This is a genomic window from Solidesulfovibrio alcoholivorans DSM 5433, from assembly GCF_000702665.1.
Lineage (GTDB): Bacteria > Desulfobacterota > Desulfovibrionia > Desulfovibrionales > Desulfovibrionaceae > Solidesulfovibrio > Solidesulfovibrio alcoholivorans.
The window spans coordinates 207,524-224,814 of the sequence record NZ_JNJA01000004.1 but is presented as its reverse complement, the minus strand read 5'-3'; the positions used below and the strand labels follow the sequence as shown (position 1 = coordinate 224,814).

The 17,291-nt window shown below is 66.2% G+C and carries 21 protein-coding genes; all 21 read right to left on the bottom strand.

Annotated elements, in window-relative coordinates; genetic code table 11:
* Positions 1–26 precede the first annotated feature (26 nt).
* A complete protein-coding gene (yajC, locus tag Q368_RS0109495; protein WP_029458832.1) occupies positions 27–392 on the bottom strand; it encodes a preprotein translocase subunit YajC in 366 nt (121 codons plus the stop codon).
* 122 nt (positions 393–514) lie between these two features.
* The gene (locus Q368_RS0109490; protein ID WP_084158724.1) at positions 515–1,249 is read right to left on the bottom strand and encodes a thermonuclease family protein; all 735 of its coding nucleotides are present in this window, start codon (positions 1,247–1,249) and stop codon (positions 515–517) included.
* 4 nt (positions 1,250–1,253) lie between these two features.
* Positions 1,254–1,454, bottom strand: a complete 201-nt coding sequence (locus Q368_RS0109485) for a heavy-metal-associated domain-containing protein (protein ID WP_029458830.1) — start codon at positions 1,452–1,454, stop codon at positions 1,254–1,256.
* On the bottom strand, positions 1,451–2,194 hold the full coding sequence (gene hisA / locus Q368_RS0109480; protein ID WP_029458829.1) for a 1-(5-phosphoribosyl)-5-[(5-phosphoribosylamino)methylideneamino]imidazole-4-carboxamide isomerase: 744 nt from the start codon (positions 2,192–2,194) through the stop codon (positions 1,451–1,453). The genes Q368_RS0109485 and hisA overlap by 4 nt, the downstream gene beginning before the upstream one ends.
* Entirely contained in the window at positions 2,191–2,877 is a 687-nt protein-coding gene (locus Q368_RS0109475) for a hypothetical protein (protein ID WP_029458828.1), read from the bottom strand. The genes hisA and Q368_RS0109475 overlap by 4 nt, the downstream gene beginning before the upstream one ends.
* Complete coding sequence (hisB, locus tag Q368_RS0109470) at positions 2,877–3,464, bottom strand: imidazoleglycerol-phosphate dehydratase HisB (protein WP_029458827.1); 588 nt, start codon at positions 3,462–3,464, stop codon at positions 2,877–2,879. The genes Q368_RS0109475 and hisB overlap by 1 nt, the downstream gene beginning before the upstream one ends.
* 132 nt (positions 3,465–3,596) lie before the next feature.
* The gene (tatB, locus tag Q368_RS0109465; protein ID WP_029458826.1) at positions 3,597–3,923 is read right to left on the bottom strand and encodes a Sec-independent protein translocase protein TatB; all 327 of its coding nucleotides are present in this window, start codon (positions 3,921–3,923) and stop codon (positions 3,597–3,599) included.
* Positions 3,924–3,972: 49 nt separating this feature from the next.
* Complete coding sequence (guaA, locus tag Q368_RS0109460) at positions 3,973–5,523, bottom strand: glutamine-hydrolyzing GMP synthase (protein WP_029458825.1); 1,551 nt, start codon at positions 5,521–5,523, stop codon at positions 3,973–3,975.
* Between the two features lies 1 nt (position 5,524).
* Positions 5,525–6,982: an IMP dehydrogenase gene (gene guaB / locus Q368_RS0109455; RefSeq protein ID WP_029458824.1), complete on the bottom strand. Its 1,458-nt coding sequence runs from the start codon at positions 6,980–6,982 to the stop codon at positions 5,525–5,527.
* Between the two features lie 32 nt (positions 6,983–7,014).
* Positions 7,015–7,722, bottom strand: coding sequence for an ABC transporter ATP-binding protein (locus Q368_RS0109450; protein WP_029458823.1), 708 nt, complete (start codon positions 7,720–7,722; stop codon positions 7,015–7,017).
* A complete protein-coding gene (locus tag Q368_RS0109445) occupies positions 7,715–8,500 on the bottom strand; it encodes an ABC transporter ATP-binding protein (protein WP_029458822.1) in 786 nt (261 codons plus the stop codon). Before Q368_RS0109445 ends, Q368_RS0109450 begins: the two co-directional genes overlap by 8 nt.
* Before the next feature lies 1 nt (position 8,501).
* Positions 8,502–9,548: a branched-chain amino acid ABC transporter permease gene (locus Q368_RS0109440; protein ID WP_029458821.1), complete on the bottom strand. Its 1,047-nt coding sequence runs from the start codon at positions 9,546–9,548 to the stop codon at positions 8,502–8,504.
* A gap of 46 nt (positions 9,549–9,594) precedes the next feature.
* Positions 9,595–10,479 (bottom strand): branched-chain amino acid ABC transporter permease, encoded by an 885-nt coding sequence (locus Q368_RS0109435; RefSeq protein ID WP_029458820.1) that lies wholly within the window; start codon positions 10,477–10,479, stop codon positions 9,595–9,597.
* Between the two features lie 105 nt (positions 10,480–10,584).
* The gene (locus Q368_RS0109430) at positions 10,585–11,751 is read right to left on the bottom strand and encodes an ABC transporter substrate-binding protein (RefSeq protein ID WP_029458819.1); all 1,167 of its coding nucleotides are present in this window, start codon (positions 11,749–11,751) and stop codon (positions 10,585–10,587) included.
* 309 nt (positions 11,752–12,060) lie between these two features.
* Positions 12,061–12,678, bottom strand: coding sequence for a tetratricopeptide repeat protein (locus Q368_RS0109425; RefSeq protein ID WP_029458818.1), 618 nt, complete (start codon positions 12,676–12,678; stop codon positions 12,061–12,063).
* Complete coding sequence (locus tag Q368_RS24490; RefSeq protein ID WP_084158723.1) at positions 12,668–12,805, bottom strand: CcmD family protein; 138 nt, start codon at positions 12,803–12,805, stop codon at positions 12,668–12,670. The genes Q368_RS0109425 and Q368_RS24490 overlap by 11 nt, the downstream gene beginning before the upstream one ends.
* A 1-nt stretch (position 12,806) precedes the next feature.
* Positions 12,807–13,475, bottom strand: a complete 669-nt coding sequence (gene ccsA, locus Q368_RS0109415) for a cytochrome c biogenesis protein CcsA (protein ID WP_029458817.1) — start codon at positions 13,473–13,475, stop codon at positions 12,807–12,809.
* Positions 13,476–13,483: 8 nt separating this feature from the next.
* Positions 13,484–14,161: a heme exporter protein CcmB gene (locus Q368_RS0109410; RefSeq protein WP_029458816.1), complete on the bottom strand. Its 678-nt coding sequence runs from the start codon at positions 14,159–14,161 to the stop codon at positions 13,484–13,486.
* Positions 14,155–14,826: a heme ABC exporter ATP-binding protein CcmA gene (gene ccmA, locus Q368_RS0109405; RefSeq protein WP_029458815.1), complete on the bottom strand. Its 672-nt coding sequence runs from the start codon at positions 14,824–14,826 to the stop codon at positions 14,155–14,157. The genes Q368_RS0109410 and ccmA overlap by 7 nt, the downstream gene beginning before the upstream one ends.
* Positions 14,827–16,725, bottom strand: coding sequence for a heme lyase CcmF/NrfE family subunit (locus Q368_RS0109400; protein WP_029458814.1), 1,899 nt, complete (start codon positions 16,723–16,725; stop codon positions 14,827–14,829).
* Between the two features lie 145 nt (positions 16,726–16,870).
* Positions 16,871–17,284, bottom strand: a complete 414-nt coding sequence (locus Q368_RS0109395; RefSeq protein ID WP_029458813.1) for a cytochrome c maturation protein CcmE — start codon at positions 17,282–17,284, stop codon at positions 16,871–16,873.
* Between the last annotated feature and the right edge of the window lie 7 nt (positions 17,285–17,291).

The window sequence follows — 17,291 nt, the reverse complement described above, 5'->3', positions numbered from 1 at the left end:
CGGAAGCCGCCCGATGCGTTAATTCCTTATTCCTTGGCCTTGCCCTTGGGTTCGGCCTTGGCCGGGGCGGCGGCGGCGTCGCCGGGGCCGGAAACGTAGTTGCGGTTGATCTCGATGTTCAGATCCTTGGCGATCTCCACGGTGAGCTTGTCGCCGTGCACTTCCATGATCCGCCCGTAGATGCCGCCGCCGGAGAGGATGTAGTCCCCACGCTTGAGGGAGGACAGATATTCCTTGTGCTGCTTGGCTTTCTTCTGCTGGGGGCGGATGAGCAGAAAGTAGAAGATGGCGAACATCAGGATCAGCGGCAAAAATGCGGTGATGGGATTGCCTCCCGCCTCGCCGCCGGCGGGGGCGGCGCCCATGGCATGCGCCAGGCTCGGAAAAAACATGCTGCCTCCAGGTGGTGTTTTACGCCCTTCCCCCGTTGCGACGGAAACACGCGAGGTCTCCGGAGAGGGCGGACCGCAAGGGCTCTTGCGGCAACTAGGGATGGTCTAAAAAAGTCGCCGCGTCAAGGTTTATCCGTTTCCGACCGGGCGCTTGCCCCTTCCCCGCCGCCGGCGAAAGGCCAGGGTGTGCATTCCCTGGCCGGGGCGAAACCCGCGGCGAACGCGGCGCGCAGATCGGGGAACGCGACGCGGTTACGGGGGCTTATGGCGCGGCCCTGGGGGCAGGCGGCGTCGTGAAAGCGGCGCGAGGCCGCGTTGCCGACATACGGCCGCGCAGGCGGCGACAGCGCAAGCAGGCGCGGCCAAAAGCCCCGGCCCGTGGCCATGGCCTGACGCGCGGCGGCGAGCAGGCGGTCGCAAAGGGCCGCCGGCAGGTCGCGGTGCCAGAAAACGAAGGCCGCGCCATCCGCCACGAGAGCCTCGGCCACGGACGCGCCGTCCGGCAGGAGGAAGTCGCCGAGGACGCGGCCAAAGCGGTCGCCGCCCTGCCCTGCCCGGACAAGGCGCAGTTCCCGGCCCATGACGCGCCGCGCAAACGCGGCCTTGGCCGCGGCGGCGAAGTACTGGGCCGGGACGCCGCCATGGGCTCCCTCCGGAGCGTCGATGCCGGCCAGGCGCACGGTGCGCCCGTCGGCCAGGCGGCAGGTGTCGCCGTCGAAGACCTGCGCCACGCGCACCATTTCGCCGCCGCCGGCCCGGGCGAGCCCCGGCGTGAGCAGGCATGCGCAGAGGAGCGCCACGAAAAACCGGCCGCCGCGAATCCCGCGGCGGCCGGTTGCGAAAAGGCGTCGGCGCATCGTGTCAGCTGATGGCGCCGGGAATGAAGCCGATCTTGTCCACCGCTTCCTTGATGGCGTCGGCGGGCGCTTCGCCGTCGAAGGTGGCTTCGCCCTTTTCCAGATTGACGCTGACATTGGACAGGCCCGGGACCTCGGACAGAGCCTTGGTCACGGACGCGACGCATTTGGGGCAGTGCATGCCCTCGACTTTCAGGGTTGTCATGCGACCTCCTCGGACTGGCTGGCGATGTAGGCCATGGCCTGGCCGAAATCGAGCGTCCCGGCATAGATGGCCCGGCCGGTGATCACGCCTTGGAGCCCTTTTTTGGAATACGGGAACAGGGTTTCGACATCGGACAGGGTCGCCACGCCGCCGGCCAGGACCACGGGCAGGTCGGTGAGCGCCAGCAGGCGCTCGAGCGCCGCGGTGTTGACGCCGGTCTGCATGCCGTCGCGGCTGATGTCGGTATAGACGATGAAGGCGGCACCCTGCTCCTTGAGCCGGGGCAGCACGTCCTCGACGGTCAGCCCCGCGTCCTCGACCCATCCCTTGACTTTAAGACGGCCGTCCACGGCGTCAAGGGAGACGCCCACCCGTCCGGGATGGGCGGCGCAGATGGCGGCGAAGGCTTCGGGATCGGCCAGGGCCAGGGTGCCGATGATGAGCCGGCGCACCCCGGCTTCGAGGTAGGCGGCGGCCGTGGCCGCGTCGCGGATGCCGCCGCCGAGCTGCACCGGGACGGACACGCCGGCGCAGATATTTCTAATCAGCTCGAAATTGCGCGGCACGCCGCTAAACGCCCCATCGAGATCGACGATGTGCAGCCACAGCGCGCCAAGGTCGGCCCAATGCCGGGCCATGGCCACGGGATCGGGCGAAAAGACCGTCACTTCCTCGGCCAGGCCTTGCTTGAGGCGCACGCACTGGCCGTCCTTGATGTCGACCGCCGGAAATACGATCACAGCCCGAGCTCCGCGAGGCCTTTCCGGAGGCCTTCCTGGGCCAGTTCGATGGCCGAGAGCCAGCGGCCGTTACGGGCGACGAACTGCTTGGCGTTGAGGATGTTGTCCGTCAACGACTGCTGGGTTTCATCGAAGTGGAATTTCTTGACGATGCCGCCGGTGCGGACGTCGAGGAGCGTAAGGCTCAGGTCCACGCTGGCCGGCTTGGTCGCGCCGGCTTCGCCGCCTTCGCGCTCGCGCCAGTCCATGACCTGGGGCACCAGCACGAAGTCCGCGCCGGCGCATTTGCCCACGTTTTGCCAGTAGCGCATGGTGGCGAGCCGGCCCGACTCCTCGCCGCGCGGCGCGCTACGGGAGCAGTCGAGACCCATGCGGGCCGGGAGGATGTTCTGCTTGGAGCCGGCCAGGTCCGAGGCCAGGGCGGCGTCGAGGTGCACCGGCACGACCTCGGGGACGTTGCTGTTGGCGGGCAGGTACCCCGCGAGCAGGTCGGCGTCGGTGGCCGGGATGGTGAAGGGGGCCACGACGAACGCCTTGCCGAGGAACGCCACGGCCGAGGTGGCGGCGTCGCCCGAAGCCGGGGCCTTGGCCGCCGTCGGCGCGGTGCGGCGCACGCAGCCTGTCGACAGGAACGCGGTCGCCGCGATGGCGACGACAAGAAGCAGCAATGATTTCTTTCGCATCAGTCCAGGCTCCCCTTGGTGCTCGGCACCCTGGCTCCCTCCACGGCCGTGGCGCGGCGCAGGGCCAATCCCAACGCCTTGAAGGCCGCTTCGACCAGATGATGGCCGTTTTGTCCGTATTCGTAGTGGATGTGCAGGTTGGCGCGGGCGCTGTGGCAAAACGACTTGAAGAATTCCCGCCACACGTCCTTTTCCTCGCCGGCGATGACCGGGGGCAGCACGTTTTCGCGGTAGACGAGATAAGCCCGGCCCGAGAGGTCCACCACCACCTCGCACAGGGCTTCGTCCATGGGCACCTTGGCCAGACCCACGCGGGCGATGCCCGCCCGGTCGCCGAGCGCCTGGCGGAAGGCCTCGCCGAGGCAAATGGCCACGTCCTCCAGGGAATGGTGGGCGTCGACCTCGAGGTCGCCCCGGCAGGTGAGCTTGAGGTCGAAGCCGGCCCAGAAAGCAAGCAGATTGAGCATGTGGTCGGCGAATCCGTAGCCGGTGTCCACCGCCGCCGCGCCCGAGCCATCCAGCCCGATTTCCACGGCCACGCGGGTTTCCCCGGTCTCACGCGAATACGCCCCGAAACGTTCGTTCATGACGCTCCCCGATCGCCCTTTCCGGCGTTCGGTCTGATCGTTGCCCGTTTTGCGCCCCGGCGCGCTTCCCCTTCACGCATGACGGGAACGCCGCAGCCTTGTGCCTCGCGCCCCCTGGATGACTGCGCCCGATCAGGCGTGCGGAGCGTCCTTGCCGACGGACGCGGTCTCGGCCGGCTTGGCGGCGGCCGTTTCCACGGTCGCGGTCGTATCCACGGTCGCAGCGGTTTCAGCGGCCTTTTCGGGGTAGAGTTCCTTCTTGGCCTCGGTCTGGCGATGCTCACGGTCGGCCCGGTCCACCTCGGCTTCCAGGGTGGATTTGACGTCCGTGCTCATGCGGCGGAATTCCGCCATGCCCTTGCCGAGGGTACGCATGATATCGGGCAGCTTGGAGGGGCCGATGACGATGAGGGCCACCACCAGGATGACCAGTAGCTCCGTGGAACCGATGCCGAACATGATGCAACTCGCTTATTTCCAGCGTCAGCCGGGGTTTCGGGCAAGAGGTTTATTCCCACTCGATGGTGCTTGGCGGCTTGGACGACACGTCGAACACCACGCGATTGACGCCTTTGACTTCGTTGATGATGCGGTTGGACATGGCGGCCACGAGCTCCGAGGGCAGTCGGGACCAGTCCGCGGTCATGGCGTCCAGGCTGTCCACCACCCGGATGGCGGCCACGTTCTCGTACGTGCGGCCGTCGCCCATGACCCCGACGGTCTTGAGCGGCAGCAACACGGCGAACCCCTGCCAGACCTTGCGGTACCAGCCCGAGGCCTGGAGTTCGTTCTGCACGATCTTATCCGTTCGCCGTAAAATCTCAAGCCGTTCCTCGGTAACCTCGCCGATGATGCGGATGGCGAGCCCCGGCCCGGGGAAGGGATGGCGCCAGATGATGAAGTCCGGCATGCCGAGCTCCACCGCCACCTTGCGCACTTCGTCCTTGAAAAGTTCCCGCAACGGCTCGATCAGCGCGAGCTTCATGTGCTCGGGCAGCCCGCCCACATTGTGGTGGCTTTTGATGACCGCCGAGGGGCCCTTGAAGGACACGGACTCGATGACGTCGGGGTACAGCGTGCCCTGGGCCAGATACTTGACCTTGGGCAGTTTCGCCGCCTCGACCTCGAAAACTTCGATGAAGGTCGTGCCGATGATCTTGCGCTTTTGCTCGGGGTCGGTCACGCCGGCCAGACGGCCCAGGAACAGCTTCGAGGCGTCGATGTAATGGAGGTTCAGAGCGAAGTGCTCGCGCAGGTAGGCGGCCACCTCCTCGCCTTCGCCCAGGCGCAGCAGACCGTTGTCCACGAAGATGCAGTGGAGCTTCTTGCCGATGGCCTTGTGCAGCATGACGGCCACGACCGTGGAGTCCACGCCGCCGGAGAGCGCACAGACCACTTCATCCTCGCCGACCTTTTCGCGCAGTTTGGCAAGCTCCGTCTCGACGAAGCCGGCCATGGTCCAGCCCGGGGTCAAGCCTGCGATGCCGAACAGAAAATTGTGCAAAATGCGCTCGCCGTCCTCGGTGTGGGCCACCTCGGGGTGGAACTGCAAGGCGTACATGCGGCGCTCGACATTGGCCAGGGCGGCGATGTCCACGTTTTTCGTGCGCGCGGCCACGACGAAGCCGGCCGGCGGCGCAACCACCTTGTCGCCGTGGGACATCCAGACCGTGCGCGAGCCGCCATCGGGCAGGCCCGCGAAAAGCGGCACGTCGGCCAGGACCGTGAGCTCCGCCCGGCCGTATTCCCGGTCCGTGGAAGCGGCGACCGCCCCGCCGGGCTGGTGATGGGCGAGCAACTGCATGCCGTAGCAGATGCAAAGCGTGGGCAGCCCCAGGTCGAACACGGCCGGGTCGAAAGGCGGCGCGTCCGCGTCGGTGACGCTCGAGGGGCCGCCGGAGAGGATCACGGCCTTGGGATGCATGGCCGCAACTTCCTTGGCAGTGACGGTACAGGGATGGATTTCGGAATACACGCCGGCTTCGCGCACGCGGCGGGCGATGAGCTGGGTGTACTGGGAACCGAAGTCCAGGATGACGACGGTGTCTGTGGCGGACATGCTAGTAGGTCTCCACGCGGTAGTTGGGGGCTTCCTTGGTGATGATGACGTCATGGACATGGCTTTCGCGCAGGCCCGCCGGGGAAATGCGGACGAACCGCGACTTTTCCTGCAACTCCCCGATGGTGGCGCAGCCGCAGTAGCCCATGCCGGAGCGCAGGCCGCCGACGAGCTGGTAGAGGCTTTCGGTGACCGGGCCCTTGAACGGCACCCGGCCGACGATGCCTTCGGGAACGAGCTTTTTGGATTTCTCCTGGAAGTAGCGGTCGGAGCTGCCCTCGCGCATGGCGTCGATGGAACCCATGCCGCGGTAGATCTTGTAGGTGCGGCCCTGGTAGAGCACGGTTTCGCCCGGGCTTTCCTCGGTGCCGGCGAAAAGCCCGCCCATCATGACCGTGTCGCCACCGGCGGCGATGGCCTTGACGATATCGCCCGAGAACTTGACGCCGCCGTCGGCGATGAGCCGCTTGCCGGCTTCGCGGCAGGCGCGGGAGGCTTCCATGATGGCCGTGATCTGCGGCACGCCGACGCCCGCGACCACGCGGGTGGTGCAGATCGATCCCGGCCCGATGCCGACCTTGACCGCGTCGGCCCCGGCGCTGATGAGCGCCTTGGCCCCTTCGTAGGTGCCGACGTTGCCGGCCACGAGCTGGCTGTCCGGATGGGCGGCCTTGATGGCGCGGATGGCGTCGAGGATGTTGCGGGAGTGGCCGTGCGCGGAATCGAGGACCAGGAAGTCGGCTCCGGCGGCAAGCAGCGCCTCGGCCCGCTCGTCGCGATCGGAACCGACGCCGATGGCCGCGCCCACGCGCAGCCGGCCATGGCTGTCCTTGCAGGAATTGGGGTATTTGCGGATCTTCTCGATGTCCTTGATGGTGATCAGTCCGCGCAACTTGCTGTCTTCGTCCACCACCAGCAGCTTTTCAATGCGGTTTTTGTGCAGGTGGTACTTGGCTTCCTCGAGCGTGGTGCCGACGGGCACGGTCTTGAGGTTTTCCCGGGTCATGACGTCGCCGACCTTGGTCACGGAGTCCTTGACGAAGCGCACGTCGCGGTTGGTGACGATGCCGACGAGGGTGTCGCCGTCGACCACGGGCAGGCCCGAGATGCTGTATTCGCCCATGACCACCAGCGCCTGCTCCACGGTCATGTCGGGCGGCACGGTGATGGGCGAGATGATCATGCCGGATTCGGACTTCTTGACCTTTTCCACCTCGAGCCGCTGCTCGGCGATGGTCATGTTCTTGTGCACCACGCCGACACCGCCGCTGCGGGCCAGGGAAATGGCCATGCGGGACTCGGTGACGGTATCCATGGCGGCGCTGACGAGGGGGATGTTGAGCTTGATGTCCGGGGTCAGCCACGAGGAGACGTCGGCTTCGTCCGGGAGCACTTCCGAGTAGTCCGGCAAGAGCAGCACGTCGTCGAAAGTGAGCCCGGTTTCGATGATTTTTTCCATTGCGCGAATCTCCTGGTTTTCGGGAAGGTTCTTTAGTCCAGGCCAAGATAGGCCGAGCGCACCTTGGGGTCGTTGAGCAGATCCCGGGCCGGCCCTTCCAGGGTGAGCCGTCCCGTTTCGAGCACATAGCCGCGATGGGCGATCTGCAAGGCCATCTGGGCGTTCTGTTCGACCAGAAGAACGGTGACGCCGTCCTTGTTGATCTGCTGGATGATTTCAAAGATGTTTTCCACGACGAGCGGCGCAAGGCCGAGCGAGGGCTCGTCGAGAAGCAGGAGCTTGGGCCGTGCGAGCAACGCCCTGCCGATGGCCAGCATCTGCTGCTCGCCGCCGGAAAGCGTGCCGCCCATCTGCGCGCGCCGCTCGCGCAGCACAGGGAACAACTCGTAGACGTGTTCCTCGTCGGCCCTTACCCCCGCCTTGTCCCGGCGCAGGTACCCGCCCATGAGCAGGTTCTCCTTGACCGTGAGCCGGGGGAAGATCATGCGCCCCTCGGGCACTTGCGTTATGCCGAGCGACACGATGCGTTCCGTGGACAACCGCGTGACATCCTGGCCCAAAAACGTGATCGCGCCGTTTTTTGGCGGGGTGACGCCGGAAATGCTCATGAGCGTGGTGGTCTTGCCCGCGCCGTTGGCGCCGATGAGCGTGACGATCTCCCCGGCCTCGATGCGCAGCGATACCCCGCGCAGGGCCTGGATGTTGCCGTAGTAGGTGTGGATGTCCCGGACCTCAAGCATGGGCCGCCCCCTTGCCGAGGTAGGCTTCGATGACGTCGGGATTGGCCCGGACTTCCTGCGGCGTGCCGTCGGCGATTTTCACGCCGTGGTCGAGCACGACCAGATGCTTGCAGATGCGCATGACGAGCTTCATGTCGTGTTCGATGAGGATGACGGTGACGTCGCGTTTGAGGATGGCGTAGATCAGGTCGACGAGGGCCTCGGTTTCGCGGGGGTTCATGCCCGCGGCCGGCTCGTCGAGGAGCAGGAGCTTGGGGCCCGTGGCCAGGGCGCGGGCGATCTCCAGGCGGCGCTGGTCGCCGTAGGAAAGGCTCGCGGCGCAGGCGAGCGCGGCATCGCCAAGCCCCACGAAATCCAGGCACTCCATGGCGTCGTCCACGATGCGGCGCTCCTCGGCGCGCTGGGAGCGCGTGCGCAGCACCGCGCCGAAGAAGTTGGCGGAAGTGCGGCAATGGCGGCCGATGCGCACGTTGTCGAGCACGGTCAGCGACGCGAAGAGCCGGATGTTCTGGAACGTCCGCGCGACGCCGAGCGCGGTCATGCGCTCGGGCTTCCTGCCGGCCACGTCCCGCTCGGTGCCGTCGCCGGCGAAGAGGATGCGGCCCTCGGTCGGCTTGTAGATGCCGGCCACGCAGTTGAACATGGTGGTCTTTCCCGCACCGTTTGGGCCAATCAGGCCAAGGATCGCCCCCCGCTCCACGGTGAAGGAAACGTCGCCGAGGGCGAGCAGCCCCCCGAAGCGCTTGCTCACGCCGTCCACTTTCAAGATCGCATCCATATTACGCCGTCCGCCGCGCGGCAAGCTTTGCCCGCAATTCCTTGATCAGTCCGCTTTGCATGGTCGTTTCCGCCACCTGGGTGAAGATGCCGCCCGGACGGAAGCGCATGATGAGGACCATGATGAGGCCGTAGGCCAGAAAACGGGTTTCCGTGGGCAGCCCGAGTTTGGGCAGCGCCACCCGCAGCACTTCGCCAAGCGCGATGAGGATCACGGCCCCGACCAGCGCGCCGTTGATGTTGCCGAGTCCCCCGAGCACGACCATGCACAGCACCAGGAAGGATTCCCAGAATTTGAACATGTCCGGGGAGATGAAAAGCGTCCAGCGGGCGAAGAACGCGCCGGCCATGGCCCCGATGCCGGCGGAGACGGCAAAGGCGATGACCTTGTAGGCGAGCAGGTCCACGCCGCAGGACGCGGCGGCCATGGAGTCCTCGCGGATGGCGAGCCACGCCCGGCCCAGGCGCGAATCCTCCAGGCGGCGCATGCCCCAGTAGACGAGAAGCACCATGAGCAACCCCAGATAGAAATACGGCACCTCGCCCCGGAAGGCGTAGCGCCAACGGGAATCGACTCCGAACAGCGAAGCGAGCCAGGTGAAGTCGATGGACACCGGCGCGATGCCGGGAATGCCAAGCGGGCCGCGCGTGAGCCAGATCTCGTTGGTGAAGAAAAGCACCACCAGTTCCGAGAAGCCGAAGGTGACGATGGCGAAATAGTCGCCGACCAGCCGCAGGGTGGGCACGCCGAGCATGACGCCGAAAAACGCGCCGTTTATGGCGGCCAGCGGCACGATCAGCCAGAAGGACATGTTGTAGTGGATGGTGAGGAGGCCGGCGGTATACGCGCCGATGCCGTAGAAACCCACGAAGCCGAGGTCGAGCAGGCCGCAGAACCCGGGCAGGATATTGAGTCCCATGGCCAGCACCATGTAGACCATGACAAGGACCAGGACGTGCAGGACGTAGACGTCCCGAAACGGCGTCAGCGGATAGACGAGGGCCGCCGCAGCCAGGAGCAGAAAGAATGATTTAAACGCGCCGCGCATGCTCTTTCCGATCGGTAGGGGACGGCCGGTATCCCGGCCGGCCGGGTTACGCCTTTTCCACCATGGACCGCCCCAAAAATCCCGAGGGGCGGAAGATGATGACCAGGATCATGACCGCGTAGGCGACGCCGTCGCGGTAGGGAGAGGAAATGTAGCCCGCGCCGAGGGTCTCGGCGATGCCGAGCGCCACGCCGCCGAGCATGGCTCCGGGCACGGAGCCGATGCCGCCGAGCACGGCCGCGGCAAAGGCCTTGACCCCGGCCAGGTAGCCCATGGTCGGGTACATGGTGTTGTAATACATGGAGACCATGACGCCGGCCACCGCGCCCATGCCCGAACCCAGGGCGAAGGTGAAGGAAATGACGCGGTTGACGTTGATGCCCATGAGCGCCGCCGCGGTGCGGTTTTGCGCCAGGGCGCGCATGGCCGTGCCGGTACGGGTCTTTGTGATGATGAGGTTGAGTCCCACCATGAGCGCCAGGGCCACGAGGTAGATGACCATCTGCATCCAGGTGACGGTCACGTCGGAAAACCGGAGGGCCGGCTCGCCGAAAAAGGCCGGCAGGGATTGGCGGGGAAACGGCAACGGCCGGCTGCCCCAGATGATCATGGCGAGATTTTGCAGGAAGATGGACATGCCGATGGCGGTGATGAGCGCCGCCAGCCTGGGAGCCTCGCGCAGCGGCCGGTAGGCCACGATGTCGAGCAGCACGCCGATGGCGGCCGTGGCCAGCATGGCCAGTAACGCCGCCAGGGGCAGGGGCAGCCCCATGGAAATAAAGGACACGGTCAGGAAGGCCCCGAGCATGTAGATTTCGCCATGGGCGAAGTTGATGAGCTCGATGACGCCGTAGACCATGGTGTAGCCTACGGCGATGAGCGCATAAATCAGGCCCAGGGTGAAACCGTTGACGAGCTGCTGTTCGAACAACGTCGGCTCCGAAACGAAGTAAAGTGTTACGCTTGGGCTTGAACGCGAACAGGCTGGATCGGGGTCCAGCCTGTTCGCTTCGTCTCTTATTCCTTGAAGGCGCGCCTAGTTCATCTGTTTGGGCGCGGGGACGAACTTGCCGTCCTTGACCATCTTGACGAAGGCGGGTTTCTGGCAGTCGCCGTTGGCATCGAAATAGTTGATGCCGGTGACGCCCTTGTACCCCTTCTCGGGGGTGTTCATGCCGGCCAGGTAGGCGCGGACCTTTTCGCGATCCGGGCCGGCCTTGGCGATGGCTTCGATGAGGATGCCGGCCGCGTCATAAGAGTTGGCGCTCATCCAGTCAACCTCCCGCTTGAACTTGGCCTTGAAGGACTCGATGAACTTCTTGGCGTCGGGGCTGGCGATCTCGGCCAGGAACGGAGCGGTCAGGTAGGTGTCGTCGGTGGCAGCGCCGCCGAGCTTGATGTAGTCGGCGTTGTCGAAGCCGTCGGCGCCGAACTTGGGCACGACAAGTCCGATCTTCTTGGATTGGTCGGCGATCAGCGCGCCTTCGGGGTAGTAGCCGGCGACGAAAAGGGCCTGGGGCGCGGCGCCCTTGATCTTGGTCAGCTGGGGCGTGAAGTCCTGGTCGCCCTTCTTGTAGGCTTCCTCGCCGACCACGGTCAGGCCGAGTTTCTTGGCTTCCTTGGCGAAGGCCTCTTTGAGGCCGATGCCGTAGTCGTTGTTCTCGTAGAAGACGGCGACTTTTTTCAGACCCAGCACCTTGTCGATGTACTCGGCCAGGAAGATGCCCTGGAAGTCGTCGCGGTAGACGTTGCGGAACGACCAGACCTTGCCCTTCTCGTCCTTGTTCTTGCTGCTGATGGCGACGCTGGTGGCCGTAGGCGTGATGGCGGGAATGCCTTCACGCACGTAGGCAGGCAGGCCGGCGAGGTGGGCCGAGGAACACAGGTGGCCGACGATGCCGACAATGGCGTCGTCGTTGACGATGGAGGAGGAGACGGTCGCGGCCTCGCGGGGCTCGCACTGGTCGTCGAGATAGACGGCCTCGATCTTCTTGCCGCCCACGCCGCCGGCGGCGTTGATCTCGTCGATCTTCACGCTCACGCCGGCCTTGACGTTTTCACCGTAACCGGCGGCGCTGCCGGTGAAGGCGGCGGGCACGGCGATCTTGATCGTGTCGGCGGCCTGGGCGGACCCGGCGAAGCCCAACGCCAATCCCCATGCCGCCGCGAACACCATCGCGCGGGTCGTCACTTTGCCAAACATCGCATCTCCTCCCGTTGCGGTTGTCGTCCACCAGCGTTTCCACGGCATCCGGTCGCCGGTCCCGTCGAACCCGGCCCAGGTTTGGTACGCGTTATGCGGCAACATTCACCAAATCGCCAAAAAAGGCAACGCGGTGTTCAGCGCAACGGCGCAGCAGCCGCAACGTATGCGCCGCCCTGCGCCCTCTGGACGAAGGCCGGGCGCAGGCAGTCGCCAAGGGAATCGGCAGATGCGGGAATGCCCGCCCGGGCCGCACCTCGAAAAACGCCCCGGCGGCCGGCGACCGGCCGGCGGGCCGGATGCGAAACCTTATTGGGGAGCCTTGGTTTCCAGTTCCTTTTGCGCCGTGGCCCTGGTTTCGGGGTCGGCCTTGTCCGAAGCGACGACGGCCTTGAACCCCTCCGCGGCCTTGGCGGGGTCGTTTAAGGCATATTTGTAAAGCAGGGCCAGGTTGAACCGGGCGCGGTAGTCGCCCGCGTCGCGGGTGAGGATGGCCTCGAAGGCGGCCTTGGCCCCGTCCGGGTCCTTGAGGTTGTACAGGGTCACGCCCATGGCGTTTTGCACATCGGGATCGTCGGGGCGCACCTTGGCCACCTTGTCCAGGAAAACCTTGGCCCGGTCGAAGGAGCCCATGGCCATGAACTTCTCGGCCATGGCCAGCTGCAGGCCGGGATCGTCGGGATTCTCCTGGAGCTTTTGCATCAGCGCCAGCACTTCCTTCATGGGGCCGTTCATGGCCTCCTGCATGGCGCCGGGCATCGCGCCCTGGGACTTCTTCTGGTGCACCTCGAGACTCGGCCGCTCCATGCGGTAGACGAACGAGCCGATAAACAGCACGAGCAGCAGAAAAGCCACGAAGGCCAGGACCATGCGGCCCGACGCATTGGGGCCAGTCGCGTTCGGGGCAGCCGATTTCTCAGTCGTCATGAGACATCTCCAGGCGCTTGAGGCGCTTTTCCAGCCGCTTCTGCGTCGCTGCCAGAAAAACGACGTAACACGCGATGCCGACCCACACGATCACGTTGGCGGCAAAAAGATACGATTCCTTTCCCATCTCAGTCCCTTATCGCGCCATGGCGCACCAGCGCGGAAAGCGTCGCACCGGAGGCGAGCTGGCGCACGCGCACAAGCAGGATCGCCAGCCACAGAAAGCCCATGGCCACGAGGTTTGCAATCATGGCCCGCCACATTTCCGGCTCCATGCCGCCGCCCTGGGGGCCGAAGACCGCCGGGTGGATGCTGCGCCAGTACCGGGCCGAAACAAAGACCAGCGGCACGTCGAGAAAGGCCACCACGCCAAGGACGGCGAGCACCGCGTCCTTGCGCCCTCCCCCCACGTCCGAGGCGCGCAGGAGCAGGTAGGCGGCGTAGACGAACCACATGACGAGCGTCGTCGTGAGCCTGGGGTCCCAGGTCCACCAGACGTTCCAGATGGGCCGGGCCCAGCACATGCCCGTGGCCAGGGCCAAACCGGAAAAGAGCACGCCGATCTCGCAGGCCGCGCCGGCGATGCGGGCGTATTTTGCCCGGCGTCGCGCCAGATAGAGGATCGAGGCCACGAACACGACGAAGAAGCTGACGAACGACCACCAAGCCATGGGCAGGTGGGTGTAGAAGATCTTCTGGACCACGCCCATCGAGGCTTCGACCGGGGCGTAGAACCAGATGGCCCACTGGGCGAGGATGGCGCAGGCCGCGGCGGCCAGGGCGAAAAACTGCATCATGGCGGACGTCATTCCTCCCCGGAGTAGAGAAACGGAAAAAGCACCAGGGCCGCGGCGGTAAAGACGGCGTCGAACGCGCCCACCGTGCCGGTCCAGGCGGACACGGCCTCGGCCCCGCGGCCGGAAAGCACGGTTTCCAGGAGCCGTATGCCGGCCAGGAGCACAGGCACCAGCAGCGGGAAAAGGATTACCGTCAAAAGCGATTCCCGGGAAGACCGGCCGACCGACAGCGCGCCGAGCAGCGAGCCCAGGGCGCAAAGCCCCCAGTCCACGGCCGCGACCACGCCAAGCCCGGCGACAAGCGAGCCGCGTACGGTCTGGCCGAGAAAGGCCACCGCCGCCGGGGCGAATACCATCTGGCAGCAAAAAAGCAACACCCAGCCGGCGAGCGCCTTGCCGAGCCACACGGCCTGGGCCGGGCACGGCGCGAGCAGAAGCCCCAGACGCGCGCCCTCGGCCTCTTCCAGGCCGTAGAGGAAATTGAAAACGAGCACCTGGCCGAACGCCGTGGCCAGCCAGAAGACGGCGGCGGCGGCCAGCGGCGGCGACATCTCGCCGGGTTCGCGCGAAAGGCTCATGATGAAGATGAGCAAAAGCCCGAGCAGCACGGTCTGGACAAGCCCCTGCGCCCCGGCCAGGGCCAGGCGCAGGTCCTTGCCGGCGATGACCAGGGCGGCCTTCAGCATACGCCCTCCCCGGCCAGTTCCGCCGGATCGAAGGCGGCGGCGGGCACGTCGCGGGCGATGCGCCGGTTGCCGATGACCACGACGCGGTCGCAGGCCGGCAGGTCGGCGGCGATGGTGTGGCTGACCCACATGACGGCCGCGCCGGCATCGGCCGCGGCGCGGATCTCCCGGCGCAGCATTGCCGCCGAAGCCGGATCCAGGCCCGTGGCCGGCTCGTCGAGCAAAAGCATTTTCGGCGCGGTGAGAAAGACCCGGGCGAGGCTCAGGCGCTGGGACATGCCGCGCGAAAAGATCCCGGCCTCCTCGTCGGCGAAGCGCTCGAGCCCGACGCGGGCAAGCGCCGCCAGAACGGCGGCGTCATCGCCGCCCTGGCCTGACAGGCGCTGCCAGAAACGCAGGTTGGCCCGGGCGGTGAGCTTGGGGTAAATGAGCGTGCGGTGGCCGACGTAGCCGATTTCGCCCGGCGCAAGGTCCACGTCCACCTCGCCTTCGCTTGGCGGCATGAGCCCGGCCGTGATGCGCATGAGCGTGGATTTGCCCGCCCCGTTTTGACCGACGACCAGCAGCACCTCGCCCGGCGCAAGCGCCAAGTCGATGTCGCGCAGCACCAGGCGTTCGCCGAAAAACCGGCTCACCCGACGCAGCCTGGCCACGGGGTTGGCCATCTAGATGCGCTCCGCCCCGGATTTCGGCCGGCGCAGGCTCAAAAACGGAGCGAGGCACATGATCGTGCCGCCGATCCAGACCCAGTTGACCAGCGGATTGACGCTGATCTTGATGCTCGCGGCCTTCTTGTCGGTGGTGCTAAGGAGCGTGGCGTAGAGTTCGTCACCCAGCGACGGGATGGTCGAGACTTCGGCGAACGGCTGGTCGAAGCCCTTGTAAACCCGGCGTTCGGGCGTAAGCTGCCCCACCGGCTTGCCGCCCTTTTGCACGTCGATGAGGGCGCGGGCGATGGTCATGGCCGGGTTGTGCTCCTGTTCGAGGTCCTTGTAGGTCAGGGTAAAGCCCCCGACCTCCATGGAACGCCCGGGCGTGAGCACGGCTTCCTTGCTGATCTGATACGGGCCGGAAAAGGCCACGCCGAGGGTGACCAGCGCCAGGCCGACATGGACCCAGTAGGCCCCGAGCGCCCCGGCCAGGCTTCTCGCGTGGCGGTGGCGCAGGAACACGTACAGGGCGCAGGCCAAGGCGGCCACGGACGCCGCGCCCGCGAAAAGGGCCACGGGCAGACGCAGGCCAACGGCGTAGAGCACCGCCCCGCCGCCGACCAGGGCCCCGAGTACCACGCCAAGGCCCGTCCTGTCGCGCAGGCCCTCGGTCCAGGACATGAGCGGGCAAAAGGCCACCAGGAACGTGACCACGGCGAAAAGCGGCAGGCAGACGCGGTTGTAGAACCCGGCGTCCAGGCCCACGGGATTGGCGCTCCAGAGCTTGCTGATAACCGGCCACATGGTGCCGAGCAGCACCACGCCGGACAGGGCGAGCATGAGCCAGGCCAGGATGACGAGGAACCCGGGGACGCTCACGAGCGTGGCCAGGGGCTTGGAACGGCCCTCGTGCAGCGGTGCGCCGGCCATGAGCGTCGCGCCGAGCGCCACCAGGGCGAAGATCATGAAAATGAGCAGCGGGCCGCCGACGCCGCCCTCGCCGAAGGCGTGCAGGGAATCGACCACGCCGCTGCGCACGAGGTAGGTACCGAGGATGCAGGTGACGAAGGTGATCACGGCCATGGCCACGTTGGTCTTGGGCAGGGCCTTGGTGCGGCGCTCGACGATGGCCGTGTGCAGGAAGGCCGTGCCCACGAGCCAGGGAATGAGCGAGGCGTTTTCCACCGGGTCCCAGGCCCAGTAGCCGCCCCAGCCGAGCTCCATGTAGGACCACCAGCCGCCGAGGATGATGCCGGCGGTGAGGAAGATCCAGGAAAGGATGACGGTGTTGCGCGCCACGGCGGCAAAGGGCCGCTTTTCGCCGACGAGCCAGCCGGAAAGCGCCAGACAGGCGGGAATGGCGAAGCCGGCGTAGCCGAGGAAAAGCAGCGGCGGATGGAAGATCATGCCGGGGTTGCGCAACAGCGGGTTGAGCCCCCTGCCCTCGGCCAGCGGCGGCACGGCCTCGAGAAAGGGATTGCTCGGGCCCGTGAGCAGCAGCAGGAAAAAGGCCTCGATGGTGAAGAAAAAGAGCCAGTAGCCGCAACGCGTGGCCGCGCCCAGGTCCTTGTAGGAGCGCGACAGGGCGAACCCCGCGCCGAAGACGGCCAGCGCCAGCATCCAGAAGAGCAGCGAACCGGCCTGTCCGGCCCAGAACGCCGTCACGGCGTAGAAAAGCGGCAGGAGCGTATCGGTGTATTCGGCCACGTAGACGAACGAGAAATCGCGCCGCCACAGGGCGATGGTCAAAATAGCCGAGGCCAGGAGCGTGGCGACGAAAACGATATGGTGGGCGCGTTCGAGCAGGGGCAGGCGAAGCGCATCGCGCTTCCACAGCCCGAAAAGCGCGGTGGCCGCACCGGCCAGACAGACCAGCATGGCGACGAGCAAGGCAAAATACGCCGTAACGTGCATCAAGACTCCTTTGTCGGCCGGCGGATGCGCGCCCCGCTTCCCGGCCGCCGGGGCATGGGCGCGTGCGCCACGATGAGACAGGCGGGAGGAGCGGCGCGCCGGACAGGCGCGCCGCGACTATGGGCAGGGGCGTTTTCCCGGATACTCAGCCGCGATTTTCCTTCTGGTACTTCGAAGGACACTTGGTCATGAGGGTGTTGGCCGCGAAAGCGCCGGAAGCGGGATTGACGCCGCCTTCCACGATGACTTCCACGCCGGGCTTGAAGGTGTCGGGCACCGCGCCCTTGAAATCCACCCGGATGGTCTTGGCGGCCTGGTCCTTGTCCACGAGCATGAAGCTCACGCCCATGGCGTCGTCGGGGCGGCTGATGCCCTGTTCGGCCACGGTGCCGAACAGCCGGGCCTTGCCCAGGTCCTTGGGCGGCATGGCCAGGGCTTCGGAGACGTTGAGAAAATAGGCGGTGTTTTCGCCCAGGCCCGAATAAAGCAGGTAACCCAGGCCGCCGAGAAACAGGACCAGGGCGCAGAGATAAACGGGCGTGTTGCGTTTTTTGGCCATGACTTCT

Coding starts and splice junctions, on each gene's coding strand:
- Q368_RS0109440 (WP_029458821.1), bottom strand. CDS start 9,548: ATGCGCGGCGCGTTTAAATCATTCTTTCTGCTCCTGGCTGCGGCGGCC.
- yajC (WP_029458832.1), bottom strand. CDS start 392: ATGTTTTTTCCGAGCCTGGCGCATGCCATGGGCGCCGCCCCCGCCGGC.
- Q368_RS0109485 (WP_029458830.1), bottom strand. CDS start 1,454: ATGACAACCCTGAAAGTCGAGGGCATGCACTGCCCCAAATGCGTCGCG.
- Q368_RS0109450 (WP_029458823.1), bottom strand. CDS start 7,722: ATGCTTGAGGTCCGGGACATCCACACCTACTACGGCAACATCCAGGCC.
- hisB (WP_029458827.1), bottom strand. CDS start 3,464: ATGAACGAACGTTTCGGGGCGTATTCGCGTGAGACCGGGGAAACCCGC.
- Q368_RS24490 (WP_084158723.1), bottom strand. CDS start 12,805: ATGGGAAAGGAATCGTATCTTTTTGCCGCCAACGTGATCGTGTGGGTC.
- ccsA (WP_029458817.1), bottom strand. CDS start 13,475: ATGATGCAGTTTTTCGCCCTGGCCGCCGCGGCCTGCGCCATCCTCGCC.
- Q368_RS0109400 (WP_029458814.1), bottom strand. CDS start 16,725: ATGCACGTTACGGCGTATTTTGCCTTGCTCGTCGCCATGCTGGTCTGT.
- Q368_RS0109475 (WP_029458828.1), bottom strand. CDS start 2,877: ATGCGAAAGAAATCATTGCTGCTTCTTGTCGTCGCCATCGCGGCGACC.
- ccmA (WP_029458815.1), bottom strand. CDS start 14,826: ATGGCCAACCCCGTGGCCAGGCTGCGTCGGGTGAGCCGGTTTTTCGGC.
- guaB (WP_029458824.1), bottom strand. CDS start 6,982: ATGGAAAAAATCATCGAAACCGGGCTCACTTTCGACGACGTGCTGCTC.
- Q368_RS0109425 (WP_029458818.1), bottom strand. CDS start 12,678: ATGACGACTGAGAAATCGGCTGCCCCGAACGCGACTGGCCCCAATGCG.
- Q368_RS0109395 (WP_029458813.1), bottom strand. CDS start 17,284: ATGGCCAAAAAACGCAACACGCCCGTTTATCTCTGCGCCCTGGTCCTG.
- Q368_RS0109445 (WP_029458822.1), bottom strand. CDS start 8,500: ATGGATGCGATCTTGAAAGTGGACGGCGTGAGCAAGCGCTTCGGGGGG.
- Q368_RS0109490 (WP_084158724.1), bottom strand. CDS start 1,249: ATGCGCCGACGCCTTTTCGCAACCGGCCGCCGCGGGATTCGCGGCGGC.
- guaA (WP_029458825.1), bottom strand. CDS start 5,523: ATGTCCGCCACAGACACCGTCGTCATCCTGGACTTCGGTTCCCAGTAC.
- Q368_RS0109430 (WP_029458819.1), bottom strand. CDS start 11,751: ATGTTTGGCAAAGTGACGACCCGCGCGATGGTGTTCGCGGCGGCATGG.
- tatB (WP_029458826.1), bottom strand. CDS start 3,923: ATGTTCGGCATCGGTTCCACGGAGCTACTGGTCATCCTGGTGGTGGCC.
- Q368_RS0109410 (WP_029458816.1), bottom strand. CDS start 14,161: ATGCTGAAGGCCGCCCTGGTCATCGCCGGCAAGGACCTGCGCCTGGCC.